The 24,159-nt window shown below is 41.9% G+C and carries 24 protein-coding genes, 2 pseudogenes and 1 other annotated feature; of the genes and pseudogenes, 13 read left to right on the top strand and 13 right to left on the bottom strand.

Annotation, left to right across the window (positions count from 1 at the left end; all coding sequences use genetic code 11):
- Window positions 1–293: 293 nt before the first annotated feature.
- Complete coding sequence (gene map / locus KJS69_RS25420; RefSeq protein WP_213586615.1) at window positions 294–1,040, bottom strand: type I methionyl aminopeptidase; 747 nt, start codon at window positions 1,038–1,040, stop codon at window positions 294–296.
- Window positions 1,041–1,764: 724 nt separating this feature from the next.
- On the opposite strand from map, the gene KJS69_RS25425 reads away from it, so the two are divergent.
- On the top strand, window positions 1,765–2,163 hold the full coding sequence (locus tag KJS69_RS25425; protein ID WP_213586616.1) for a YybH family protein: 399 nt from the start codon (window positions 1,765–1,767) through the stop codon (window positions 2,161–2,163).
- A 115-nt stretch (window positions 2,164–2,278) separates the two neighbouring features.
- Here KJS69_RS25425 and KJS69_RS25430 read toward each other — a convergent pair whose 3' ends face one another.
- The 8 genes from KJS69_RS25430 to KJS69_RS25465 form a co-directional block, all read right to left on the bottom strand.
- Window positions 2,279–2,527, bottom strand: coding sequence for a GNAT family N-acetyltransferase (locus KJS69_RS25430; RefSeq protein ID WP_213586617.1), 249 nt, complete (start codon window positions 2,525–2,527; stop codon window positions 2,279–2,281).
- On the bottom strand, window positions 2,449–2,616 hold the full coding sequence (locus KJS69_RS29855) for a hypothetical protein (RefSeq protein ID WP_249730710.1): 168 nt from the start codon (window positions 2,614–2,616) through the stop codon (window positions 2,449–2,451). Before KJS69_RS29855 ends, KJS69_RS25430 begins: the two co-directional genes overlap by 79 nt.
- Before the next feature lie 456 nt (window positions 2,617–3,072).
- Window positions 3,073–3,525 (bottom strand): helix-turn-helix domain-containing protein, encoded by a 453-nt coding sequence (locus KJS69_RS25440; protein ID WP_213586618.1) that lies wholly within the window; start codon window positions 3,523–3,525, stop codon window positions 3,073–3,075.
- A gap of 967 nt (window positions 3,526–4,492) precedes the next feature.
- Window positions 4,493–4,639 (bottom strand): hypothetical protein, encoded by a 147-nt coding sequence (locus KJS69_RS25445; protein WP_213586619.1) that lies wholly within the window; start codon window positions 4,637–4,639, stop codon window positions 4,493–4,495.
- 22 nt (window positions 4,640–4,661) lie between these two features.
- On the bottom strand, window positions 4,662–5,231 hold the full coding sequence (locus KJS69_RS25450) for a hypothetical protein (protein ID WP_213586620.1): 570 nt from the start codon (window positions 5,229–5,231) through the stop codon (window positions 4,662–4,664).
- A gap of 313 nt (window positions 5,232–5,544) precedes the next feature.
- On the bottom strand, window positions 5,545–6,426 hold the full coding sequence (locus KJS69_RS25455; protein ID WP_213586621.1) for a phosphotransferase family protein: 882 nt from the start codon (window positions 6,424–6,426) through the stop codon (window positions 5,545–5,547).
- Window positions 6,427–6,880: 454 nt separating this feature from the next.
- Window positions 6,881–7,426, bottom strand: coding sequence for a GNAT family N-acetyltransferase (locus tag KJS69_RS25460; RefSeq protein ID WP_213586622.1), 546 nt, complete (start codon window positions 7,424–7,426; stop codon window positions 6,881–6,883).
- Window positions 7,427–7,476: 50 nt separating this feature from the next.
- Window positions 7,477–7,712 (bottom strand) — a binding site (T-box leader).
- A gap of 302 nt (window positions 7,713–8,014) precedes the next feature.
- Window positions 8,015–8,662: a histidine phosphatase family protein gene (locus tag KJS69_RS25465; RefSeq protein ID WP_213586623.1), complete on the bottom strand. Its 648-nt coding sequence runs from the start codon at window positions 8,660–8,662 to the stop codon at window positions 8,015–8,017.
- 385 nt (window positions 8,663–9,047) lie between these two features.
- Between KJS69_RS25465 and KJS69_RS25470 the strand changes: the two genes are divergently transcribed.
- The 3 genes and pseudogenes from KJS69_RS25470 to KJS69_RS25480 all read left to right on the top strand — a co-directional run.
- Entirely contained in the window at window positions 9,048–9,221 is a 174-nt protein-coding gene (locus KJS69_RS25470) for a hypothetical protein (RefSeq protein ID WP_213586624.1), read from the top strand.
- A gap of 148 nt (window positions 9,222–9,369) precedes the next feature.
- Window positions 9,370–10,032, top strand: a complete 663-nt coding sequence (locus KJS69_RS25475; RefSeq protein ID WP_213586625.1) for a helix-turn-helix domain-containing protein — start codon at window positions 9,370–9,372, stop codon at window positions 10,030–10,032.
- 14 nt (window positions 10,033–10,046) lie between these two features.
- Window positions 10,047–10,922, top strand: a pseudogene (locus KJS69_RS25480) (IS3 family transposase); the annotation flags it as partial.
- Window positions 10,923–11,024: 102 nt separating this feature from the next.
- Here the strand turns inward: KJS69_RS25480 and KJS69_RS25485 are convergent.
- Window positions 11,025–11,375 (bottom strand): helix-turn-helix domain-containing protein, encoded by a 351-nt coding sequence (locus KJS69_RS25485; protein WP_213586627.1) that lies wholly within the window; start codon window positions 11,373–11,375, stop codon window positions 11,025–11,027.
- 147 nt (window positions 11,376–11,522) lie between these two features.
- On the opposite strand from KJS69_RS25485, the gene KJS69_RS25490 reads away from it, so the two are divergent.
- Window positions 11,523–11,690: a hypothetical protein gene (locus KJS69_RS25490; RefSeq protein ID WP_213586628.1), complete on the top strand. Its 168-nt coding sequence runs from the start codon at window positions 11,523–11,525 to the stop codon at window positions 11,688–11,690.
- A 165-nt stretch (window positions 11,691–11,855) separates the two neighbouring features.
- On the opposite strand, the gene KJS69_RS25495 is transcribed toward KJS69_RS25490, so the two are convergent.
- Window positions 11,856–12,731, bottom strand: a complete 876-nt coding sequence (locus tag KJS69_RS25495) for a rolling circle replication-associated protein (RefSeq protein ID WP_213586629.1) — start codon at window positions 12,729–12,731, stop codon at window positions 11,856–11,858.
- 1,209 nt (window positions 12,732–13,940) lie between these two features.
- Between KJS69_RS25495 and KJS69_RS25500 the strand changes: the two genes are divergently transcribed.
- From KJS69_RS25500 to KJS69_RS25530, 7 genes are all read left to right on the top strand, one after another.
- Window positions 13,941–14,225, top strand: a complete 285-nt coding sequence (locus KJS69_RS25500) for a hypothetical protein (RefSeq protein WP_213586630.1) — start codon at window positions 13,941–13,943, stop codon at window positions 14,223–14,225.
- A 244-nt stretch (window positions 14,226–14,469) separates the two neighbouring features.
- Window positions 14,470–15,273 (top strand): hypothetical protein, encoded by an 804-nt coding sequence (locus KJS69_RS25505; RefSeq protein WP_213586631.1) that lies wholly within the window; start codon window positions 14,470–14,472, stop codon window positions 15,271–15,273.
- A gap of 471 nt (window positions 15,274–15,744) precedes the next feature.
- Window positions 15,745–16,209, top strand: coding sequence for a recombinase family protein (locus KJS69_RS25510; protein ID WP_213586632.1), 465 nt, complete (start codon window positions 15,745–15,747; stop codon window positions 16,207–16,209).
- Entirely contained in the window at window positions 16,172–16,915 is a 744-nt protein-coding gene (locus KJS69_RS25515; RefSeq protein ID WP_213586633.1) for a recombinase zinc ribbon domain-containing protein, read from the top strand. The genes KJS69_RS25510 and KJS69_RS25515 overlap by 38 nt, the downstream gene beginning before the upstream one ends.
- Before the next feature lie 24 nt (window positions 16,916–16,939).
- The gene (locus tag KJS69_RS25520; RefSeq protein ID WP_213586634.1) at window positions 16,940–17,365 is read left to right on the top strand and encodes a recombinase family protein; all 426 of its coding nucleotides are present in this window, start codon (window positions 16,940–16,942) and stop codon (window positions 17,363–17,365) included.
- A gap of 17 nt (window positions 17,366–17,382) precedes the next feature.
- Window positions 17,383–19,023 carry a recombinase family protein gene (locus KJS69_RS25525; protein WP_213586635.1) on the top strand — a complete coding sequence of 547 codons (1,641 nt, stop codon included), beginning with the start codon at window positions 17,383–17,385 and terminating at the stop codon, window positions 19,021–19,023.
- 302 nt (window positions 19,024–19,325) lie between these two features.
- A complete protein-coding gene (locus KJS69_RS25530; RefSeq protein ID WP_213586636.1) occupies window positions 19,326–19,979 on the top strand; it encodes a hypothetical protein in 654 nt (217 codons plus the stop codon).
- Between the two features lie 233 nt (window positions 19,980–20,212).
- Here the strand turns inward: KJS69_RS25530 and KJS69_RS25535 are convergent, their stop codons facing one another.
- Complete coding sequence (locus KJS69_RS25535) at window positions 20,213–21,865, bottom strand: GIY-YIG nuclease family protein (RefSeq protein WP_213586637.1); 1,653 nt, start codon at window positions 21,863–21,865, stop codon at window positions 20,213–20,215.
- A 608-nt stretch (window positions 21,866–22,473) separates the two neighbouring features.
- Window positions 22,474–22,611: pseudogene (locus tag KJS69_RS25540) on the bottom strand (23S rRNA (pseudouridine(1915)-N(3))-methyltransferase RlmH); the annotation flags it as partial.
- Window positions 22,612–22,918: 307 nt separating this feature from the next.
- Between KJS69_RS25540 and KJS69_RS25545 the strand changes: the two are divergent.
- Entirely contained in the window at window positions 22,919–23,899 is a 981-nt protein-coding gene (locus tag KJS69_RS25545; RefSeq protein WP_213586638.1) for a PIN domain-containing protein, read from the top strand.
- Window positions 23,900–24,159: the final 260 nt, after the last annotated feature.

The raw sequence follows: 24,159 nt of genomic DNA on the forward strand, positions 1-24,159 counted from the left end.
AGGCTGGTAATAACGTTATTTTTCAACTAATAAATGATACATGCAGCACCAACTCCGTTTTTCTTATATTATAACAAAGCTTCATTTCAAATCGCTATGACTTGCCGTATTGAATCAATGATAAACATAGGAGAAAAATCTGCTGCGGCGCATAATTGATCACTCTTCTTTGTTCGGTCCCAAGGCCCTTACCTTGCATTCTCTTAATATGCATAGAAAGCCGTCAAAGTGATCGGCGGCCTTGCTGGTAATTCAACTATCGTTTCCCGTTAGCGCGGATTAATTCTGATGCTCTATACTGCAGTCACGATAATTGGCTGATTCTTTGTAATGATAATGGTGTGCTCCTGTTGCGCCACAAGGCTATTGTCAGGTACACATAAAGTCCATCCGTCCGATTGCTCAACGACATACCCTGCACCTGTAGATAAAAAGGGCTCAATTGTAATGACCAAACCCTCTTTCAATACCCGTTTATCGTGCTTGTTATAAAACGGTAAAATATCATTGGGAGCCTCATGCAGGGATTTCCCAACACCGTGGCTACACAGGTTCCTAATGACATTATAGCCGCCTTTTTTAGCCTCGCTTTCAATAATCCTTCCGACTTCGTTCAATTTTACTCCGTGCTTAAGGGATGAGATGACTTTCATCGTCGTATGGTGTGAGTATTGACACAGACGCATTAAGGATGGCTTGTATGGAGGGATCGGAAAAGAATGTCCCGCATCCGCATAATAGCCTCCCAATTCTGCCGAAACATCGATGTTTACTAAATCGCCCGGTTGAATGATTCGATTTCCCGGTATTCCGTGGGCAACTTCGTGATTAATACTAATACAAGTATTACCGGGGAAATTGTAAGTTGTCTTAGGTGCAGGCACAGCCCCATGCCTTTTCAAAAACAGTCCTCCAATCTCATCCAATTCCTTTGTCGTAATTCCGACACGTGCGTGACTTTTCATTTCATTAATCGTCAATGCAACGATTTTGCCAATTTCCTTCAGACCATCAATATCGTTCTGTGATCCTATTGTCATAAAAGCTCCTCCATATTTTAAATTGATTTATTATAACACAATATTAAATATTCCATTATTCTGCCAGTTAGCTTAACAAAATGAACAAGCGCCGTTTCACATTATTACCACCTTTTTAGCCCGAGTTAAGCAGCGGAAAATGCGCCTAAGTGTGCCACGCGGCGGCATTGCCGGCCCCTAAAGTAACTTGCATTTTGCTGCCCTAAAGCTCTGCAAAATCAAGATTACCGAACTACTGTAAGATACCAAGAGAACCAAAGCAAACGGTCAATTTCTTCATAGCTCCTCCCGAATCATAACACCGGAATCAGGTTTGTAATTAATTCGGTTCCTCCCTTATGCTTTACTCGAATCCGAACCTATACAATATGGAGGGCTGGGCGAATGTTATCATGGGAAGAAGTAAGGAGCAAATTCGATAGGCTTATTGCGGTCAGGCAGCTAATGATGTTTTAACCGATCAAGTGATCGACTCTTATCAAGCAGGGTTGCTTAAGCTGTATGATTGCTGGAATAAATATGGAAATCCCCCTGCAGAGTGATTGCTTGTATCCAGCAGGTGTCCCGAGCGGGATTCGGGGAGAAAATCGAAGGATAGGGCATCTTTACCTCCGCATGGTTAAGTTTTTATGACTTTGTCATCTTTTTCTGCGTACTTCATTTATGGCGAAAGTTCATATAAGCTAACCTATATAACCCCATTATACGGAAAGAGGTGATCTTTATGAAGTTCCCTGCGGGAAGTAGCATGGTCACAAATCCGGAAGATGCATTTGCCGAAGCCTACAACTCCGGCGATATAAACAACCTGCTCTCATTGTACGAACCAGACGGCATTCTGATTAACCCGACCGGCAGCCAGGACAAAGGAATTGAAAATATTCGCAAAACCCTTGAGGATCTACTGCAACTGCAAGGCCACATGATTTCCAAGAACATTTACTGTGTCCCTTTTGAAAATATCGCTTTGCTGCGTGCGCATTTCGTCCTTCATACCATGGATGCGAACGATAGTCCGATTCAAATGCAAGGTCACACTTCGGAAATTGTACGAAAACAAACCGACGGAAGCTGGAGGTACATCGTGGATCACCCATTTGGTGCAGAATTGTTGGAACGATAAACTTGGCGTAAAATTTTTCGCCATCACTTGTGATAAGGTTCTCCGCGCTGTCTGTATCGGCAAGTTTTTAGATTCACTTCAGAGCCACCCTTTAAGGATAGCTCTGAAATTGGACTTAGGCTTGGTTCCGATCGTCACTTCGGAGAAGTCCATAATACCTCAGATCCTCAAAAGCGTCTCCCTTTCGAATATGATGACGCAAAATCCCCTCATGCTTCATTCCCATTTTCTCCATCACTTTATACGAAGCAGGCGTCATCGCTGTGGCAAATACCCGATTTAACCCTAGCTCATCAAATGCAAACTGAACGACCCTCGCGGCCGCTTCTGTGCAGTAACCGCTTTTCCAATAGGGTTTACCCATCCATCGTCATGGGCTTTTACTAATAGGATATTTCCATTTCCATCTTCTACAATTCCGCCTGCAGATACGATATGTGTCGGGAATGCCATTTCAAAACCTCCATTTCATCAGATTATCTTCTTTTTCGATGTTTTTCCTGTAATTTCCCGCCTTAAAAATGGTTCAAGCGATTTTTTGAACAAATATCATATTCATGACCTAGAGCCTAGACCCCTTTTCGAGGGGTCATTTTCCTTTTTCAGGAGGTATGTATATTGAGAATCATCAAAACGAAGCAGGACATTGTCATTTTGCGTCGCGCGGAAGTGCTTCCTGCGGCGCTCCTCTATCAGATCTAAGGCTACTTTCAGCAACTACGTTAAAAAATCGATTTGTTTAGAGGCTCAAAATCACTCTATCCAACAGTCCCTACAACACTCCCCGCTTGTTCCCCAATTAAATTTTTCGCCGTCACTTATGGTACGGTTCCCCGCGCTGTCTGTAACGGCAAGTTTTTAATTATCCAGGTCCTCCATTTGACCAGCCGCGAACCTTTTATCGTCTGATTAGTTTTGTTTATATTTTTCTTTCAGCATGCTGGATCCGATTCCCCCGCCAACCATTAAAATCAAAGAACCGAAGTTCCAAAAGAATGGCCCACCATACAATGTAATCTCCAGTGCCGTTACTTTGTTCAGAAGGAGGACAACGAGTTTGATCACCAACAGCGCAAGGCCTGCTAAAACGAAGACATCAAATAGAAACTTTAATTTCGGGTGGGCCAATTGCTTGCTTTCTTTTATCACCTTTTTTGTCAACTCCTCGTCACTCCTTAATAACTCATCGATAGTTAACCCAAACAGATCGCTTACTTTAATAATGATTTCAATGCCTGGGTAGTTTTGACCATTCTCCCATTTCGAAACCGACTGTCGGCTTACAAACAGCTTCTCGGCCAGTTCTTCTTGTGACCAACCTTTCTTATTTCTTTCCGTTTTTAACTTCTCCCCAAAGATCATAGCAGCAACTGCCTTTCTGCAATTTATAAGCCTATATTGGATTAACCGCTTGCAGAAGTAAAGACCGCTTTGGTTGCGCGGCCCCGCAACCCCAGGTTGCGATCAACACTGGGCTTGTGAAGGATCTTCCCTTGGATTCATCACCGAAAGCTTCGATTATCCCATCTTCAATCCGTAGCATCAACTCAAACTTGCCGTCACTTATGGTACGTTCAGCTTAACGGGTCTATCGGCGAAAATTACACCGCGGCCCATAGTTGCCAACCTTTTATACCCCATCCAAGGGCTATGATAAAGCCTAATAACATGCACGGAAGGCCACCGAAGTACTCGGCGCCCTGGTTGTCGGTGATTCAACTATCGTGTCCCGTTAGCTCAACAAGCGGCTGCCAGAAAACGGACAGCCACCTCTTCGAACGAAACTAATTTTCGATAACCCTTTACTTTATCGAAGCATCCTGCCTCTAATTAGGTGCTTAAGTTGCGATAGTGATATAATAATATCAGGCAAACTAAGAATGGGGGTGAATCCTTTGGCTATTCATTTTGGTGTAACACTCGATCTGCTCCACGCAAAGTCTTAAGGGCAAACAGACCCTGAACCTTGTGTGGAGCTAATAGATTGGCATCCTGAGTTAGGTCTGTTGGTCCAGAGACTTTGCATCCTATATGAAATTAATTCATAAAGGAGCGGGTTTCGATGACAAGCATGACAAATTTCTCATTAAAGCAATATCGTAAAGAGCAGGACTATAGCTATACCCTTGGCGCATACGCCACTATTGAAGTGATTCAGGCACGGCCGGAGATCGTAGAAGTCGTTTATGTCCATTCTGCTTATCGGGATCGCAGTGTACTTGAAACCCTCTGCCAGCAGCAGCATATTCCAGTTGTCCAGCAGGATAAGGCTTTTGCCAAGGTCGATCGGAAAGAAAATTGCTTTGTGTTTGGGGTGTTTTCCAAATATTCAGATAGGCTTGCTTCCGATAAACCTCATATTCTCCTCGTCCATCCTGCTGGGGATATGGGCAATCTCGGCACCATTATCCGGATAACCGCAGGTTTGGGATTTGGCAATCTCGGGATCGTTACTCCCGGAGCAGATCATTTTCATCCCAAAACCATCCGCGCCTCTATTAAATATTTAGCAACTTACTGTCATTTAATTTTTTTGCTATTACATAGTCATTCTCCGAGAATACAGGAGACGCATATTTCTGACTTAGTTCATCAAATTTCGAGCTACGTATGATCACTTTAGTCCATTCAGTTATACCGATTCCCTTTTCTTTTAATCCCTTCAAAATTTTGTCACATTCTTCTCCCGAATCACTTAGTGTGAGAAATGTAAGCTCAAGCTTAACACTTCTTTTGGTTTTTGATCTTCTAGTTTCAACATCATGAACTTCTTCTACTACCTTAAAAATGCAAAAATCTCTATCATTCGATAACTTTATAAATGCTGACCAGTTAACATTTAGATTTGAATTCAAACCATAAAGGTAATTAAGATCATATAGAAACCTTCGTTCTATTAGGTCTTCAGTTTCAAAATTTGGGCAAGCAAACCCTAATGCTTCTATGTAGTTTATTTTCGCTTCCTCAATAGGTAACCTATATCCTAAACCTTTAATAGAACTGACAATATCATTAACTATTGAAGTTGATATAACTGTATTAGATACAAATGAATTAATATGTACCACTCTTGCCCTCCTAGTTCATAAAATCCAAATTCACACCTTATCTACATAAATGATATCATATATTTGGGGGATTATGGTAAGTTTGTTTTACTCGTGAGAAAAGCCTTAAAACAAAGGTTTTGAAAGACCCTATATCAACTCTTACTCCCCAACCCTTATAAGATTCCCTGTCTTCTCCCCACTCCGCCGTCATACCCACAACCAACTTTTTTCTCCGTCACTTATGATAAGGTTCTCCGCGCTGTCTGTAACGGCAAGTTTAAAGGCCATCCTTTGTGGGATGGCCTGCCCTATCAAATCTAAACAACTATACTTAATAACCCACCGAATTCCTTAAAGTAAGAATATTTTCCTGAAGGAACGTTTGATTTTTTTCAATTCCTCTGTTTTTACACCAAACAACTGCGCTGAAAGCATCGTAAATATCATAAAATGGCAGCACTCTTTCCAGAGCCAACATAGGTCGAATCGATTGATATCCTTCAATGAACGGTAACTTTGTTCTCGGATTGACTTCCCAAATATATCGATTGACTTTTGTAAAATCTATTTCCGACGATCCACCACGGGCACTCTCGAAATCAATAATGCCAGCAACCTCGTTACCATTCACCAATATATTACCTGGTCTAAAATCCATGTGAACAATGCATGGTCCGTCAGGATCCGGTAAAGCAGAGAAAACTCCATTAAAGTGAAGAATACATCTTTCATACAATTTTGAGTCGAGAATCTCTATGCATGGCTCTTTCCATTTTTCAAAATTACTTTTGATATGTAATCTCCAATTATTTTGGTCAAGTAACTTAAAACCATCGGTTACATGGTAACCATACCCAGGAGTTTTTACCTCATGGAGCATAGCATGATACACGCCAATTTGAAAAGAGAGTTTCTCATCAATGACTCCTGTACAAGGCATACCTTGAATTGCTGAAAGAAGCAATGCTCCAGTAGTACTTTCATCCCCGTACCAAATGTCCAATACCTTAGGAACAGGTATTACACCCTTTAATGTTTCAAGCATCTGAAATTCGCGGAATAGTTTATCCTTGTTAAATGGAATTTTCACAAAAACGTTTTCTCCACTGGTAAGAGTAAGTTTGTATACATCAGAACTAAATGACTCTGGAACATCTTCAACATTCAAGACGTTCAACTTTAGCTTTTCTATAACTTTTAGAATAGAACTCATACGTAACCTCCTGTTTTGGAGCGATTCTTCCGATTTGTTTCTCTGAAAACCGAATCAAATCCAATATCTTACATATATCATATTTTTGACCCAGTACCAAGACCCCTTTTTCGAGGGGTCATTTTTAGGAGGGATGTATGAATATGGATCATCAAGAGACAGCAGGACCTTGTCATTCTGCGCCGGGTTAGGTCACTTCCGGCGGCGCTCCTTGATCAGGTCGAGGACTACTTCAACCAACTAAGGCTTGGAGCTGAGGACGATTTTCGCTTGGTCAGTCACGGCTCCATCGTCGTTCTTGAATCGGGGGACAACGTCCGATCTCGGCATTCTTTAGCTTGTGCCTTGCCTTAAAATTTCGCCGTTACTGCGATACGGTTCTCCGCGTTGTCTGTATCGGCATTTTCTAGATTCACTTCAGAGCCACCCCTTAAGGATGGCTCTGAAATTGGACTTAGGCTTGGTTCCGATCGTCGCTTCTGAGAAGTCCATAATACCTTAGATCCTCATAAGTGTCTCCCTTTCGAATATGACTGCGCAAGATTCCCTCATGCTTCATTCCGATTTTCTCCATAACTTTATACGAAGCAGGATTTCGCGTCATCGCTGCGGCAAATACCCGATTTAACTCAAGCTCATCAAATGCAAACTGAACGACCCGTGCGGCAGCTTCTGTGCAATAGCCGCTTCTCCAATATGGTTTACCAATCCAATATGCTAGTTCTGCCATATTGTGAGTCTTGTTTACATGTAACCCAACAATTCCGAGGAAATCCTCACTTTCTGTTAGAGTTACAGCGAACGAGTAGCCGTCGCCTCTTACTGCGGCCTCATGCCTTGCTTTGATAAAAGTAGTAGCTGAACCTGTTGGATACGGATGAGGCATATTCAGTGTCGTATCCGCTACATCTTTTTCTCCAGCCAATTTTTCGATTGCTTCAGAGTCGTTAAGCTCAAGTTGCCGCAATGTCAAACGTTCTGTAACCATTACTTTTCTCATTTCAATACCTCCATTTATTTAATTATTAGAACGCAAAAAAACTCCATCCCATAAGGGACGGAGTTGCTCCGCGTTACCACCCTGATTGACGTTTACATAAAACGCCCTCTTAGCCATCGTCCAACAACGATGCTTCTTTGTAACGGTAGAATCCCGGGCCCGCCTACTATTATTTCGGGGGCCTGCTCAGAGGCGATTTTTTGATTCGGATATCCGCTGCCTCGCACCAACCGGCAGTTCTCTGAACGGCGTTTCCGGATCTACTTGTCCTCTTCGTCGCATTTGAAATTAATGTAATTAGATACACTATATTATAAATGGAATATTATGTAAATGAAAAAGTCAATTTTATAGGCTCAAAATCACTCTATCCAATAGTTCCTAAAACACTCCCCGCCTTGTTCCCCAATCAAATTTTTCGCCGTCATTTATGATACGGTTCAGCTCAACGGGTCTATCGGCGAAAAATGCAAAGAGGAGCAGCCGCGGCACATAATTCCCAGCCCTTTACTCGATACAAAGGGCTATCATCAAGCCTTCATAAAATGCGCAGAAGGCCGTCGAAATAGTTGGCGGCCTGATTGTATGTCATTCAACTATCGTTTCCCGTTGGCTTAATAGAGACAAATGAGAGGAGTCATTAAATACCTCTAAGACATTCTGGTTAAAACCGTTTCGGGTCAATATAGAAATGCTAGCTGGTGATGCAGAAAAATATGCAGTTCCTAGCATCTGTTCGGAAAATTGTAGCCACCATGCAGTTATATAGGCTAGGGTTCCACCATGGGTTACGATCAGTAAATTTTTCTCGTTCGTTTCACATAGTAACTCCAAGCAGTCACAAACTCTCTTATAAAACTGTCTCCAAGTTTCACCATTTTGAAATTCTTGATAGTCCAAATCAAAGCTACTGCCTGTTCTCGGATTTCTGTTAGCTCTCGCCCATTCTTTTGTTTTACCTGCCGCAATACCCGTGTTGATTTCCCGAAGTTCCATGTTTATGTTTACTTCAAGTCCCAATTGTTCTCCTATGATCTCTGCTGTTTGTGATGCCCTCAATAAATCTGAAGAATAGAGGATGTATTCACTACTGTCTAAACCGTCTTTTAGTTTTTTTGCGATAATCTCAGCCTGTCTTCTTCCTAGTTCTGTGAGCGGTGTATCTGTCCATCCCCCTGACATTTCGTTTATATGATGCTCTGACTGGCAATGTTGCACTAAAATGATTCGTCCCATTCTATTTCTCCTCCGAGTTGTATTATAGGTTAATACAACAAAATTCTACACAGTTGCTCAGTTATCCTGCCCGTTAATAAAATGAACAGGCTACCGCAGCACGTAACAGCCACATTTTTTACCCGAGTTAAGTAGTGAAACTTGTACCTAAGTGTGCCGCGAGGTGGCATTCCGGGCTTCAAAAGCAACTTGCATTTTGCTGCCCAAACGCTCTGCAAAGTCGAGATTACCGAACTACTGTAAAATTCCAAGAGAACCAAAGCAAACGGTCAATTTCTTCATAGCTCCTCCCGAATCATACACCGGAATCAGGTTTGTAATTAATTCGGTTCCTCCCTTATGCTTTACTCGAATCCGAACCTATACAATATGGAGGGCTGGTCGAATGTTATCATGGGAAGAAGTAAGGGGAAAATTCGATAGGCTTTACTGCAGTCAAGCAGCTGATGATGTTTTAACCGATAAAGTGATCGATTCTTATCAAGCAGGGTTGCTTAAGCTGTATGATTACTGGACCGGAGTAAATACGGAGGTCACCTTGCAGGGTGATTCCCTGTAATCAGCGGTGTCCAGGGCGGTTGTAAAGGCACTCGTCCTAAATGAATCCAGATAAACCAAAACCGCCAGTAACCGGGAAAGGTGATATGCTCCCCTTGTGGTAGACAGTGGAAATAATAAAACTGTCTACCACAAGGAGGAGCTTTTTTATGTCCCGTAAATCGAAATTATCTACAGCTGAGAAGATAGCAGCCGTTGAAAAATATCTACGTGGGGAAGATTCTCTGAAACATATAGCAAGCTCTTTAGTGCAATGGCTCCATAATTATCAGTCTTTAGGGCCTGCTGGATTACTTAATTTATCAAAGAACACCTCCTACCCTGCATCATTAAAGGTAGCGGCAGTCGAAGATTACCTTTCGGGCAGCGGTTTTTACAGGGATATTTGCAAAAAGTATGGCCTAAAATCAAAAACACAATTGCAGAACTGGGTTGTAAAGTATAATGGTCATGAGAACCTGAAAACTTCTGGTTCGGGAGGAGTGCCAGTCATGACCAAAGGGAGATCCACGACTTATGATGAAAGAGTTGAAATCGTTAAATACTGCATTGAGCATCAAAACAATTTTGCCAAAACTGCACAGAAGTTTCAGGTATCTTATCAACAGGTGTATTCATGGGTGAATAAATACTCTAAGCATGGTGTTGATGCGCTTCAGGATAAGCGTGGGAAAAGAAAATCCGATGGTGAGATGTCTGAATTGGAGAAACTGAGGGCGCAGAATAAGCTACTTGAAGCTGAGAATCGAAGGAAACAAATGGAGATTGATTTTTTAAAAAAGCTGGGCGAAATCGAAAGGAGGCGGTTCTAAGTCAAGTAAGATACGAGACGATCTATCTTACCATTCGTGAGTTGAGTGACACGAACTCATATCCCGTCATAGAACTTTGTAAAATCGCTGGTATTCAGCGCTCTTCATATTATAAATGGCTGAACCGAAAAGAAAGCGATAATGAGAAATTCAATAAGACTCTGCTTCCTCTGATTAAAGATGCCTATGAAGAAAGGAACGGGATTCTCGGATATCGTCAGATGACTCTTAAACTAAATCGAGAACACGATTTGAACGTGAATCTTAAACGAATCTACAGACTCATGGACATCCTCAATCTAAAATCGGTATGCCGTAAGAAGCGCAAAAACTACATCAAATCAACGCCTGAAATTATAGCTGAGAATATCTTGAATAGAGAATTTGAATCCAATGTATTCGGCGAGAAGTGGCTTACTGACGTAACCGAAATGAAGTATGGGCAACAAAGTAAAGCTTATCTTAGTGCCATCCTTGATTTATCTGATAAAGGTATTGTTTCTTTTGTACTTGGGCAATTCAACAACAATGAACTTGTTTTTAGAACCTTTGATATCGCACATCAGACCTATCCCGATGCGAAACCTACCTTTCATAGTGACCGTGGCTTTCAATACACGAGCAAAATATTTAAGAAGAAACTAGATGATGCGGGCATGACACAAAGTATGTCTAGAGTGTCTAGGTGCATCGACAACGGGCCGATGGAATCCTTTTGGGGAATGATGAAATCTGAAATGTATTACCTAAATAGATTCCATACGTACGAGGAATTAGAAGCTGCCGTAAAAGAATACATAAATTATTACAATAACAAGCGATACCAGAAGAGATTGAACAGCATGGCCCCCTTAGAATACAGGCAGTATCTTAAAGGTTTAGCAGTGTAAAAAAGACACCAACCATAAGCAATGATTGGTATCGGAAGTTTTTTTGTTTTTCCACTGTCTACTTGACAGGGAGCAGATCAAGGTGTTGGTGGTTTTTCTTTTCTACTCATTCTTAAACGCTTGAACCAGTTCTTTATTAATCCGCTTTATGATCTCAACATTACCGCTATCCAGATTGCTTATCATTGCAATAAACTCGTCAGTAGCTTGCCGTCGCGCTGCCTCGTTTTTGTTTTTAATAGTGTCATTTCGAAATAAATCAGCTGCATCCACTTGGAGCGCTGTATGTATTTTCTCAAGTGTATCTATGGTGAAGTTTCGTTCTCCCCTCTCCACCGCACCTATATAAGCATCATCTAGGTTTGAAAGCTCCGCAAGTTGAAGCTGTGTAAGTCCCTTCGCCTTTCTGATCGCTCTGATTCGTTTTCCAACTATATGACGTAAATCTGGCATTTTACCACCTCTCTACTCAAGGGTAGAGGGTTATGGGAACAATATGCAGAGCCATATAGTCGGTAATATTAATTGAAAAAACTCCTTTTACGTAGTATATTTACGTTAATTCATTACCTAATAGATATCAAGAAAGGCGGTTTAAAAATGGAAAAAGAAAAGACGCTCCTTGATGAGCTATCTCAAGAGCGTGAAGGGTATGTAATGAAAAACCCCAGCAACGGCATAGAAATCAAATGTACCGAAAAATTCGTGAAACACTGGGAAAATCGTGGCTTCGTCACCAGCCTAAAACATGTCTTTCCTCAAGAATAAATATTTCTACAGCGATAAACTTTAAGCGCCCCCTATGGCCAAACTTGGACGTTTAATGTCCATAAATCGGCCACAACAGGGGGCGCTCTCCCTTACATACATAAACTCGACTTAAAATATAACCCAGTCTTCCCGGATCATGTTAATTAATGAGTTATGCCGAACTCATTTTGTCTTTAGCTTATTGAACTTCACATATTTCACGGTGTTATTATGGTGCGTGTTGGTGTAGCTGCCTCCACGTACCATATTTTCTTTTCCAAGCCCTTCAACTGCTTGTTCAGCCTCCGTGTCATAAACTACTTGTGGTTTCTTAAGACCTTGACTGGGAGAGTATACTTTATTCCCTTGAAGTCTTGGATCTCCAAAATCCTTTACCATGTACCTTGCCACATACTCCCCGACATCTAATGTTTCAATCACCTTGCTTGTTTCCTTCTTATGGTTGGATTCTTTGATGGCTTTTACCGTTACTGAACCATGCCCCCACATGTCATAATGGTTTGTTTTGACATTATAATCATGTGGTAACTTCCCTTCACGCTTCCATTCCTCAGCGACTTCTCGTGTAACCGGAATAACCGGGATATCCATTATCGCATGAAAATGAACTGCACCTCGCTTATTCTTATCCTGAAATTCGACTACGGTAATATATTTGAACTCCCTCCCCTGCTTCCTACATACCTCCCGTAACTTACGAGCATATTTCTTAAATTCAATATATGCCTGCTTTACATCCGTTACGTTTGAAATTGAACCTTCCCGAAAGGTGAGAGTGATAAACTTGTAACTATCCCCTGTTCTTCCCATGCCAGCACTAGTAAAATTAACATTTACCAAGCGGATTAAATCATACTTCGCTTTATTCGTTACCCGCTTTCGATATTCTCCTGACCGCGGACTACTTCCCGATACACCTGCCGTCCTTCCTCCCCTTTTCCCCGTAAACCCATAAACGACAGGATTCTCATGTTCATGAAGTTCTATTTGATTTCCAGAAATAATTGCTTTTTTCCTGTAAAACTTGTGCTTACTCACAATACGCCCACCCCGCTTTGAACTGTTTGATAACAATCTCAAATAAGAGGGGCTGTACTTTTAAATAGTACTTATAGTTATTTCCTATCAGTAACCCAATCACTATTATTCGAATGTTAAATCCACACTGGAGTCACACCTGGTTTTAATCAATTACACCGTCCTATTTCGGACAGCAATTAACAAGAATCCGCTCCCGTGTTCACATCAGGGCGTTTATTATGCCTGGGAAATTCTCCTGTCTCCCTGCAGCGCTAAATGGTGTAACTGCTGTTTAAATCAACTAGTACGGGTCGATTATGCCGTAACCTGAACAAATCTCTCCCAGTGAACGACGATAGAAATGGTCCATCATTAAACACCCTGTCACCATTTTCATCTATAATCATCCGGAATGGGCATCAGATGCTCGAAGATTAACCTGTGGGACGCTATTGAGAGCAATGTTCAGAATACATGGTTCTCTCAGTATTTATAGAAGCGAGCAATTATATGCTCACCCCTCGCTCACGCTCGGAGGACTTCGCTTCGCTCGTCCTTTTACCAATCTTATCTCTACGATAATGACTCTGTTGGGATAATAATCACATGTCCCGCTGGCGAAACATTGGACGGTTAAGTCCGATTATCGCTAGTGGGGCTTTTCACTTTCATGGTGTCTCGTGAAGAATGAATAGACGGAATGTGGCAAGAGACAGATTTTAGTTCAACAGGGGGACATGTTTTGTTCGAAATACAAATTTTTTCTCCAATATTTTCAAATTTTTGCTTTTATCCACATTGCGATATCAGCATGAAAATTCACAGAATGTTCAGGAGTAAAAAAATACTTTTGGGTTGTCAGATTTCTAGGGGTAGTAATCGTTGAAATTTGATGATATAACTGTTTTCAGGCTCTTCGAAGGGAATCGAAGCCAGAGGATTGTTCGTTTACTTGGTCAATATTAGAGGGGAGAGGAACATACATGTCACCTTAATAGTTATATTATTCCGAATATTCTGTTATTTATAGGGGTGAAGAAAATGACTTCAAAATTGAAAATGCATCTAAAAGAGTTCTTCCTCCCATAACTAGTGGGGACTCTGAAAATTCAATAGCGTCAATAGGGAAAAGAAGCCCAAAGTTTAATACCATCGAACGGGCAAACACGACAGATGCCAATAGCGTTCAAATCATTTCAGCGTATTTGAGGGCATGGGGGTGTTCAAGTGAAGAAAGTCTATTACGTGCCGATTGGCTCTCGACGGAATAAGCTTCAAAACTACTTGCTGAAAAATTTGTCGGAGTTTAAGGCCTATGAACGATCGTATGGAAAGCGGCTGTATCTTCGAAGCAAGAACCTAATTGAACCGCAATCGATTAAAGGTGACTATGACGAACTAAAAGCCGAGTTAATCGCTTCGGGCCACACGCTGAAGCTAATGGGGTCGCGTCGCTTCCCTGTGGAGTATTTGGACTATATTGAACTCGAAACTTATCAAGTATCGAAATAAAAAATTTTAAAGATAGGTAATCGGAACAGACTACTGTTCTGATATGAGTTATCCACAGGTCCAAAAGAGATTAAGTGGTTGGTCTGGATGTATAGAAACAAGCAAATATGGGAGTAATCAATCATGTAAGACGAAATTGAAGAGGGAAGGATATGAGCGCACGAGTAACCTTATTAATGCGGAGGATAGACGCTGTTACCTCAGGTTCATGCTGGTGTTAAAAAACATTTAGGAGGAAATTTCCATGAAAAAACTTATACTCTTCATGACAAAAAAGAAACTGAATGATATTGATGTATCAGCAATCAAAAGAGAATTGGGAAAGGATTATGAGGCCATCGGACTAATTGAGGATCGTGATTCATACCAACTGTACCCGCAAATACTGGGAAACCAAATGGAAATGTGGTCAGGATTCAGCAGAATGCACTCGGGCTACATCCTCTATAACAGAGCATTTGAGGACATCCCATTATTAAGGGATATTGTCTGGAACATCTTTAAAGATTTAATGGAGTCTTATGAATCCACTAGTCATGCAAAGTTCAAGAGTATTAGGAAATTTCTTAAAAGAGGTAATGGGGGGATTCTTTGCAAAATGCCAGTCTGGGAAGCCAAAAGGTTATATAATGCTTCCTCCAAAGTAACCTTATCCGACACGCTAATTCCTCCGATTACTAAAGACTTAGGCGATGAAGCAGCCTCAAATGAATTGATAATAGGTTATTTAGATATGCCGCAGGACGGGATGACGACTCAATTCATGAAGGAAGTCTATATGAGATTTGGAGATTGCCACATTGTTCAACCCGAAAAGGACAAATATGTAGTATTCACACAATTTTTCCGCGACAAGGAGTGGTTATGGAGTATTGTATTGCGGATAGTAACTGACTTTAAAGAGCTTAAAGAACAGTCAGCTTATGCAAAATTCTTTAACCCTGATGATAATGTTCTAGTTATTCCTCGGGAAGAACTTGAAAAGTTCGAAAAACCAGACAAAAAAGAGAAGTTAGTTAGTTGGCCTGGAACATACATTCCTCTCTAATATTTGCTGCTTTGCAGGATCAAACGTTTAAACGTTGCTTTGTGTACTTCCACAACTACATGTGAATGTTTCAGGGAGTACTTGGTCAGGCTTTACCTGCGAAGTTTAACTTTAAAAATCAAGGTCACATTATAGCAGTAATCACTCTATCGCAGCACGATCTTTCGATTTACACGGTGACAATTTGAAAGGTGTTGCAAACATGGAGATCAGCACAAAAGAAGAACAAGAATTGGAACAAATCCTCGAATTACTCGCGGACTTACTCCTTCCTTACTTAAACCACCAATAAACTACAAGGAAACTTTGAATCACCTAAATCAATATATTGCCACCCGCTCCAAGAAGCGGGTGGTATCCTAAGAAATTTAAAGTTTATCCTGTTGAAAGCTCATGAAAATGCGATTTGAAGCTTACTTGAGCTACACTTATGATTGAACGTATTACCCATTATTTTCCAAAAACTGGGAGGTGGTTAATACGAACCTAATTGCAATTTACATCCGGGTTTCTTCAGAGGAACAAGTAAAAGGCTACAGCATCGATGGGCAGCTTGAAGAATTGCGTGCTTACGCCGCTGAACATCAGCTATCCATATATCGGGAATATGTTGACGATGGGTATTCAGGTAAATCCATAGACGGTAGACCCGCGATGCTTGAACTGCTGGCTGACGCGAAGCAAAGCCGCTTCCATACCGTCATCACATGGAAGCTGAGTCGCTTGGCGAGGAACTTGGTGGATCAGCTCAAGATGCTGAAATTGTTCAAACAGCACAATATCAGCTATATAAGCCTGAATCGGCCATATTCAGTACACCGTCCACGAAAAGTTTACTGGAGCTTCCAGCGACCATTCGAAGCGGGTTGTACAAGGCTCACACGAGCCAATTATCAGCATGGAGCTATGGAACGAGGTTCAAGTGATTCTGAATAGTCGATCACGACCACCAACGAAAACCATTGAACGGCATTATCCACTGGCTGGCTTGTTAAAATGCCCGATGTGCGGATACAGCATGGTTCCAGCGCATACGAAAGCGTATCGGAAGAACCGGAGTGTTCACATGAACCACTATTACGTATGTGGCAATTACAGCAATAAAGGCTTGACTGCTTGTAAGGCGAATGCAATTCCCGCTTCACCTGTAGAAAACGAAACAATATCGCGCTTCCAACACATGCTCACGAACAAGCGCCTGTTAAACGAGATCGTCAGCCGAATTAACCGCAGGAGCCGGATAGCGGAAGCGCCATTACGGGAACAGCTAGCACAGAACATAGTGAAATTAAAGCAACTGGAAAAACAGCTGCGGCGCTGTTACGAGCTATTCGAAGAAGAGCACATAGAGCTCACTGAGCTTGTTGAGAAACTCGAATCCTTGAAACAAGCTACAGCAGTGCTGAACGAGAACAAGCATCAGTTGGAATCGAAGCTCTCTAAACTCGAAGGCAATACTGTATCGCTGACAGAAGTCCGCCGCGCAGTAAAATCGCTGTTTAAGTCGTTTCATGCCATCGAAGCGGGAAAGCGAAATGCCTTGCTGCGCGGGTATATCCAAAGCATTCACATACCGCCTGACCGCGATGTAACCGGAATACAGATTCAAGGTGCTGCGGCGATTAAGCAATTAACTATCTGACCATAAAAAGGGAGAGTAATCACAATGACCACAAATAAAACGAAAGTTGCCATCTATGCACGTGTTAATCAAGAACAGGAAGGGCTGGATAAGCAGCTTAACGCATTGCGCGCTTACTGTGAAGCGCATGGAAAAGAAATCTACGTGGAGTATGTGGAAGAAGGAGTTAGCGGGATTAGCATGGAAGGCCGCCATTCACTTCAACGCTTGCTGGAAGACGCTGAAGAGCAGGAGTTTCAGGAACTGGTTGTGTGGAAACTCAATCGATTGGCAAGAAATGTACTCGATGTGATGGGTATCATTCGTAAACTGGAGGAACGTAACATTACCTTCCGATCCATTACGGAGAACTTCGAGAATAGTACACCAATCGGCAAGTTCGCCCTCCAAGTGATGGCAGCAGTAACCGAATTGGAGTTAAAGCAAAGCATGGCCGGAGATCAGCATTAGTGGGAAGGACGATCAGCATGAACAGCAAGCCAGTCAAAGTCGCTATCTACACCCGAGTCAGCACCGAGGAACAAGCCGAACAAGGTTATTCCATTGAAGCCCAACTCGACACACTTCGTAACTATTGTAAATTGTATGGTAAAGAGATCCATGAGGAATACGTGGACGCTGGTATTAGCGGTACAAGCATCGAAGGCCGTTTCGCATTACAACGACTACTGAAAGACGCGGAAAAGAACCTGTTTCAGGAGGTTTTAGTATGGAAAATCAACCGTTTAGCTCGAAACTCACTGGATCTTCTTACTACCATTGAGCAATTTAAGCGGCTGAACATATCGTTCCGGTCTTTCACAGAGAACTTCGAGACGGAAACACCGACCGGGAAACTCACCCTGCAAATGATGAGCGCGATTGGGGAATTTGAACGAAATACCATCGTTGAGAACGTGAAAATGGGCATGAGACAACGTGCTAAAACAGGTAAGCACAATGGAAAACTGCCGCTGGGGTATCAGGTTATCGCTGACCCCGGCGACCCTTCGGGGCGCTCAAAGGTCATTATTGTAGAAGCTGAGGCCATTATTGTCCGAAAGATATTTGAGCTTTACGCTATTGGACGCGGCCTGAAAAGCATCGCCAACGAGCTAAACCACAGCGGCTACAAGACGAAGACAGGTAACACCTTCTCCACAACAGCCATAAAGGAAATCCTGAACAATCCATTTTATAACGGTAAAATCCGCTACAACCGCTATGAAAACTGGAGTGATAAGCGTAGACGAGGCAAGAGCGCTGAGCCGATTATTGCCGATGGAAAGCATGAAGCCATTATTTCCGATGTATTATGGGAGAAGGTCCAGTTTCTTTTGCAGAAGAAATCGTTCACGCCATCCCGTATCTTCGACGGTGAGTTCTTGCTGTCCGGGTTAATCCGCTGTCCGAAGTGTGGAGCGGCGATGGTCGCAAGCCGTACTCGGAGCAAGACCAAAACCGGGGAGCATGTGAATCGCCTGTATTACTCATGTGGGGCCTTCCGAAGTAAGGGAAGTAGCGTCTGCTCCGCCAATAGCATTCGCAAGCAGGAAGCCGAAGAAGAAGTAATGAATCGGTTAACGCGAGTATTGTCCAAGGAGCGCATTCTAAGGGCCATCGTGGACAAAATTAACCACAAACTTATCACCCGAACAATACCGCTCCAATCCGAGCTATCGCACATTAGGAGCCAATTAGAACAGGCTGAGTCCAAAAAGCGCCTCTATCTCGATTTAATCGAGCAAAATAAAATCGATAAGTCAACTATCACTGAGAGAATACAGGAGATTCAGGCCGATCTAATCAAGCTTCGAGCGGAAAAGTCTAGATTGGAGCTGGAGCTAACCGAAGGAAATACGTCTCCTGTCGCTTTTGAGCAGGTACGTGAACTGATTCATGGACTTAATCAGATACTTACCACGGCACCATTCGAACAGCGAAAAACGATGTTGCACCTGTTCATCAAGCGAATTACGATGAATACAAGCAAGAAGATCGAGACGATTGAACTGAGCTTCGATGAAAACGTGGATTCCTATTTCTTCTCGTCTCCCGTTGCAGCGGCGGTGGAATCATTCCAGCCGAAACTTACGCGGAACCAGGAGAAAATCGAAATCGCGATCTGAACTTATGAAAACACTTTCATAGTTACTGCTCACCTTAGCACATTATAGGGTGAGCTTTTCTTTTTATGGCAACAACGCATAAACAGCATCACGAAACTCACCCTCTCCGTGTAGATCAAACCTGTAAAACCACTATAGTCTTACTCCACGTTAGTATCATGTGCCATAGCTGTATATTACGGCTATACAGCATTTCGATATGGGGTGAATATGATGGCAAGAAAACAAGAACAAGCCAAGGAGACGAGTAAACACGCGCCGGGGAAGATTAATCAGTTGATGGAATGGAAGAACGGCCATTCTTGGACAACATGATTGACAATGAAACTCCTGCGAAAGAACTGGTGGCATGGTGTAATGACAATGGATTCCCGATCAGCCTTCCCACCATGTATTCTTACATGAAGCGGCGTAGCGAAGCGATTGCGAATGGATTCACGATGGAACTGCTCCAGCCCAAGCTTCATGAGGAGAGCATGGAGAGGAAGATGGACGGGATGAAGAAGGCGTACACAAAAGCTCACCAGCAGCGCAAGGAGAAGCGTGCTCAAACCAAGGTGAAGATAAATCAGGAACTGGCCGACCAAGAGAGTGCGAAGCGCATCCGGCACGACATGGAACTGTTGGACGAAGTAATTCAGAAGGGCTTCGAAACGTTGAGCATGATGGAGGTGATCAGCCCTGTAACCGCCATTAAGGCTATTGAGATGAAGCACAAGCTCACTAATGGGAGCGCTGGAGGCTACACGCACTATGGACTGGAAGAGATCAAACTAAGAGAAGCCGCTAGGGAACAGGCTGTGGTTGCTGTTATCCTGGAGTTTATCCCTGTGGAGCACCATGAAGTTGTTATGAAGCGGATGGAAGATGTGACACGGGAGTATTACCGCTCGATTGGCTTGGGTGAAGCGTATGGACAGATGGAAGCAAGGGAGGCAATGGAAAATCATTCGTGACATGAAGGAGAACGCTGTGTTAGACGTTCTCCTTTGTGTTGGCTTGGCGCAAGCACTTTGAGCGAAGCGGGGTTAGGAAGATCCGATTCCACGATCTACGTCACACACATGCCACGGTGCAGATGGAGGAAGGGATCATGGTAGCTTGGAACAGTTATTGGCCTGAATAAAAAAATCCATCAAATTCGCATAAAGCCCAAATCTCCTTTGCAAGTGAGATTTGGGCTTACAATTTACTCAGCCAAACTTGATATTACTTCATCTATAATCTTCAAAATTTCCTTATAAGGAGCTTTAAAAAATTCCCGGCTTGGATTTATTCTGTATGGGGAAAGCCGCTCGTGTATAATTTTCTCAGCTAGATAGCAATCACTAACGTCCCACTCTTGAACAACGAGAAATTTATCGGGTGCGCCAGTAGTTCGAGATAATTCATTGGCTCTTATTTCAGCAGTTCTTGTAGTCAATCCTACCTTAAAAATGTCTTTCTCATGTGCAGCTGACCGCATTACATAAATAACACCTGCATTAGTTGAATCTAGAACCACATTCTTTGTTTGGGCAGTAAGATAAGAGTTATTTTTGCCATCTGAAGATTCTAACCAAGTTAAAGTTTGTTCAACCCAAGTCCGACCATGAATAGTCCTCCCTTGTTTGTCAGCACCAATTTGCGTCGGATTAAGTTGCTTCCAAAATCCCGATTTATCAAATCTAATATCAGGTGTACGAATGTAAGTTCGATGAGGAGGTGTATCAATGGTTTTTCTTAATACAGACGCAGTTCTATATTTTATTCTATCTTTTGGCTTCAACAAATGATTCGTATACTGTAGTTCTTCAGGAGGTCGTTGATTTAATTTAGTTTGGTGTCTCTCCTCAACAACTAAGTCTCCGTATGTATCAAAATAAAGTGGTAAATATAGTAGAGTCTTGCATATTTCAAACAAGGGATGATAGATGTTCATTTTATCTATCATTTCTTTAATTTGAAATTCAGCATCTGAATTAATAAGAGTACCATCTTCATTCATGAAAACCGATATATCATCAGTTACTGTTAGAAAACTGTTATTGACATCTTTCAGAATGTACCGAAACCCGGATGTCATGTTATCTAAGTCCACTCTAGTCATAACCAACGTTTTCCAGAAATTTATATTTTCTAATAATGGAACAGCTTCTACATTGCCTACAGGCTTTATATTTTCTCGACCATGTGTATGTACTCCGACAATTATATCATCAGTTATGCTTTTATTAATTTCGGTAAGTAGCCCTTTTTCCCCAGCCAGGAATAGTATGCTTACCTCGCTTCCATGCCTAATAATAGAGGCCCCGCCTATGGCGTATTCTTTACTATCATCACTAAAATAGTCTCCACTAGAAAAAGTGATATCATCCAAATCATTTACAGCATTATATGAATAGATAACCCCTTCTTCAACAATAGAACTAAAAATATCTTTGCTCAGCTTGACATCCGAAGCTGTGACAAAGTCAAAGAACTCTAAAAACGAAATTAGGTGATCACGCTCTTCTAGTAATTTAAAAAAGGAATACTCTGGAACAAATTTATAAAACCCCTCCATAACATTAAACGACGGCGGAAAAGAATATGCGCCATGATTAAATATTCTGTTATTGTATTCCGCTAAAAAATACCGGAGGAGTTCATCGACTTGAAAATTTAATCCATTTTCGAGTTGGACGTTAATATAATCAACCGCTTGTTCGTGCTTTTTCTTTATGATTGTTTCAATCTCGGGGTTATTAGCTATATATTCAGTTAGAAGTTTTGATATTGTTTCAAATTCATTCTCATGTGGCGTAGCACCATTCTCGTTCCGTCTTATCTTCGTTTTCTGTTTTCTTTTTTTATTTTTCATAAGCGGCTCCTTGAATACTATTCAAAAACTCTTTTTCGCAATTACTTTTATGGATTTATTTGTATTAAGTATAGCATAAAGTATTATTTATTTACTTAGATCGTTACATATTCCCACAATCTATTTCTCCTGCTGTCCTCCTATTGTCCTGAGATCAATGCATCAATTGAATAGGTCTGCGGCCGAAAGAGAGCTTCTTGCAGGGTATGGGATAGGACGGCGGGTGATTCCTAAATTAATTAGAAGCGCATCGGCAGCACCGAGACTCACGACTCACCGGAATATTGTCATCTGATAAAGAAAATAGGAGCAGCCGAATGAGGCCACCCCTATCATGAATAATTCACTTTCCCCGCCCCCGTAGCGTTGTTGGCTGGCTTTTTAAACTTGACCGTGAAGAAGGGAAGTGTAATATTAAATCCTTCAAACCACTCTGCTGTTTGTTTTACCATACGCACCACCCCTTTACGAACCTTACCAACTACGGAATCGCTCTGCCCGTTATATCGGGAGGCCTGTAAAGCAATGGTCGGGGAAAATGAACAATTCATCCATACTATACTACGAATCAACAAATAATAAAACCATGTCTAGCTAATTTTTCGCCGTCACTTATGGCACGATTTCCCTATTAATCTAAACGCCCGATACACCTGCTCCAAGTAGAGCACATGCATCAGTTGGTGTGGATAGGTCATGCAGCCGAAGGAGAGCTTCTTGTCGGTGCGGGATAGGACGGCGGGCGATTCCCAAATTGGTCGAAATGAGAATCACTCTGGACGACAAGATGCGCGTCGGCAGCGTCGAGCTTTACTTCAACGAGGAGACCGAAAAGCATTTTTTAATCGCATTCCTTTCTGCCGAAATTGAGAAAGGGGCTTTTCCTTTGTCCGAAAGCCCATAGGCTCGCCATAATCATTTAATCATTTTAGATTAATTAATATGGCTTAGGTAGACTTGGTTTAAGGGCCCGTTAAGCAATTATTTCCCCTGATGAAGAAGCATCTTAATGAGAACCAGCTTGTAAATCCGGCAAAGAACTTGAGCAGGAGAATGATTAAAACCCGTAGAACTATTAATTTAGGAAAATTAAAGGAAAGGAATATGCCCATGGAGCTTCAAGACACACTTTCAATTGGTGTCATTATTGATACATGTGATTGGATAAGTTTAGCCGAAGGAAATGGAGAGCTTCTTTCGCTTTTAGAAAACCTTGTTGCAACAGATAATATCGAACTTGTTCTGCCCGAACAGATCCTTGATGAGTGGAAATCGAACAAAGAAGAGAGTATAAAAACGGCTACCGATAAACAGTTAAGAGATATAAATAATATCCATAAATCCTTTCAAAGTTTAGCAGATCGAGTAAAGAGAAATGAACAGGACACGAACCTCATAAAGATTTTAGACGATGTATATGCTTCTTTGGTGACTGTAAAAGAGTCTTTAGCAAACAATCACGCGAAGGAAGAACCCGGTAAGCAAGAGCGAATCAATCGAATTGAATCGCTGTTCTATCATGCAAATACGAAGATTATTACCTTAGAAGACACGAAAAATGTGAAATCAAAAGCCATTGAGTTATCTTTACAAGGTAAGGCTCCCTTTCATAAAAAGCAGAAAAGCATGGGAGATGCCCTTATTTTTCTAAGTGCACTGGAGTACGCCGATGAAAACTTCTTTAGAAAAATTTACTTTATATCGAACAACACGGAGGATTTCTCATTAAATGGTGCACTTCACCCTGACTTGCAAACATTGATAAAACCCTATATCGACCTTACTTATTGGAAATCGTTGCCGGAAGCTATGAATAAAATGAAAGAATGGAGTGATGACGTCGCCAAGTTTCTCGCTGAAGAGGACGCACGTTGGAAAGAGGAAGCAAGAGAACAAAGAGAATGGGAACCATTGGTTTCTTTACACGAGTGCGATTTTTGTTATCGAAAAAATGTGATGGGTTATTATCTTTATCACCATGATATCCCAGTACTCTCCATTTGTAAGAAATGTGACGTTAAGCGATTAAGTTAAGAAAGGGCATTTCCCACCACATTCTCTTTTCAAAAAAGCAGATTCTCTCCTTTGTCCAATACATTAAAACTTGTTTCAGCCCAGCAAGACCCAAAGCACTTGAGGGATCATGCCATATGGGAAATCGAAACCGACCGCACGGGCTAGTCTGCGGAACAAATCTTCCCCTAGGTAGCTCATCCCTTACCTTGAGCATTCCAGGCCAATTTTTCGCCGTCACTTATGATACGGTTCACCGTATCTATTGATAGGGTAAACTA

The sequence above is a fragment of the Paenibacillus sp. J2TS4 genome (assembly GCF_018403245.1).
Taxonomy (GTDB): Bacteria; Bacillota; Bacilli; order Paenibacillales; family NBRC-103111; genus Paenibacillus_L.

Bases quoted from the DNA above. Each gene is read 5' to 3' on its own strand.
- map (WP_213586615.1), bottom strand. From the start codon at position 1,040: ATGACAATAGGATCACAGAACGATATTGATGGTCTGAAGGAAATTGGC.
- KJS69_RS25425 (WP_213586616.1), top strand. From the start codon at position 1,765: ATGAAGTTCCCTGCGGGAAGTAGCATGGTCACAAATCCGGAAGATGCA.
- KJS69_RS25430 (WP_213586617.1), bottom strand. From the start codon at position 2,527: ATGGGTAAACCCTATTGGAAAAGCGGTTACTGCACAGAAGCGGCCGCG.
- KJS69_RS29855 (WP_249730710.1), bottom strand. From the start codon at position 2,616: ATGGCATTCCCGACACATATCGTATCTGCAGGCGGAATTGTAGAAGAT.
- KJS69_RS25440 (WP_213586618.1), bottom strand. From the start codon at position 3,525: ATGATCTTTGGGGAGAAGTTAAAAACGGAAAGAAATAAGAAAGGTTGG.
- KJS69_RS25445 (WP_213586619.1), bottom strand. From the start codon at position 4,639: ATGAAAATGATCTGCTCCGGGAGTAACGATCCCGAGATTGCCAAATCC.
- KJS69_RS25455 (WP_213586621.1), bottom strand. From the start codon at position 6,426: ATGAGTTCTATTCTAAAAGTTATAGAAAAGCTAAAGTTGAACGTCTTG.
- KJS69_RS25460 (WP_213586622.1), bottom strand. From the start codon at position 7,426: ATGAGAAAAGTAATGGTTACAGAACGTTTGACATTGCGGCAACTTGAG.
- KJS69_RS25465 (WP_213586623.1), bottom strand. From the start codon at position 8,662: ATGGGACGAATCATTTTAGTGCAACATTGCCAGTCAGAGCATCATATA.
- KJS69_RS25470 (WP_213586624.1), top strand. From the start codon at position 9,048: ATGTTATCATGGGAAGAAGTAAGGGGAAAATTCGATAGGCTTTACTGC.
- KJS69_RS25475 (WP_213586625.1), top strand. From the start codon at position 9,370: ATGTCCCGTAAATCGAAATTATCTACAGCTGAGAAGATAGCAGCCGTT.
- KJS69_RS25485 (WP_213586627.1), bottom strand. From the start codon at position 11,375: ATGCCAGATTTACGTCATATAGTTGGAAAACGAATCAGAGCGATCAGA.
- KJS69_RS25490 (WP_213586628.1), top strand. From the start codon at position 11,523: ATGGAAAAAGAAAAGACGCTCCTTGATGAGCTATCTCAAGAGCGTGAA.
- KJS69_RS25505 (WP_213586631.1), top strand. From the start codon at position 14,470: ATGAAAAAACTTATACTCTTCATGACAAAAAAGAAACTGAATGATATT.
- KJS69_RS25515 (WP_213586633.1), top strand. From the start codon at position 16,172: ATGGAGCTATGGAACGAGGTTCAAGTGATTCTGAATAGTCGATCACGA.
- KJS69_RS25520 (WP_213586634.1), top strand. From the start codon at position 16,940: ATGACCACAAATAAAACGAAAGTTGCCATCTATGCACGTGTTAATCAA.
- KJS69_RS25525 (WP_213586635.1), top strand. From the start codon at position 17,383: ATGAACAGCAAGCCAGTCAAAGTCGCTATCTACACCCGAGTCAGCACC.
- KJS69_RS25535 (WP_213586637.1), bottom strand. From the start codon at position 21,865: ATGAAAAATAAAAAAAGAAAACAGAAAACGAAGATAAGACGGAACGAG.
- KJS69_RS25545 (WP_213586638.1), top strand. From the start codon at position 22,919: ATGATTAAAACCCGTAGAACTATTAATTTAGGAAAATTAAAGGAAAGG.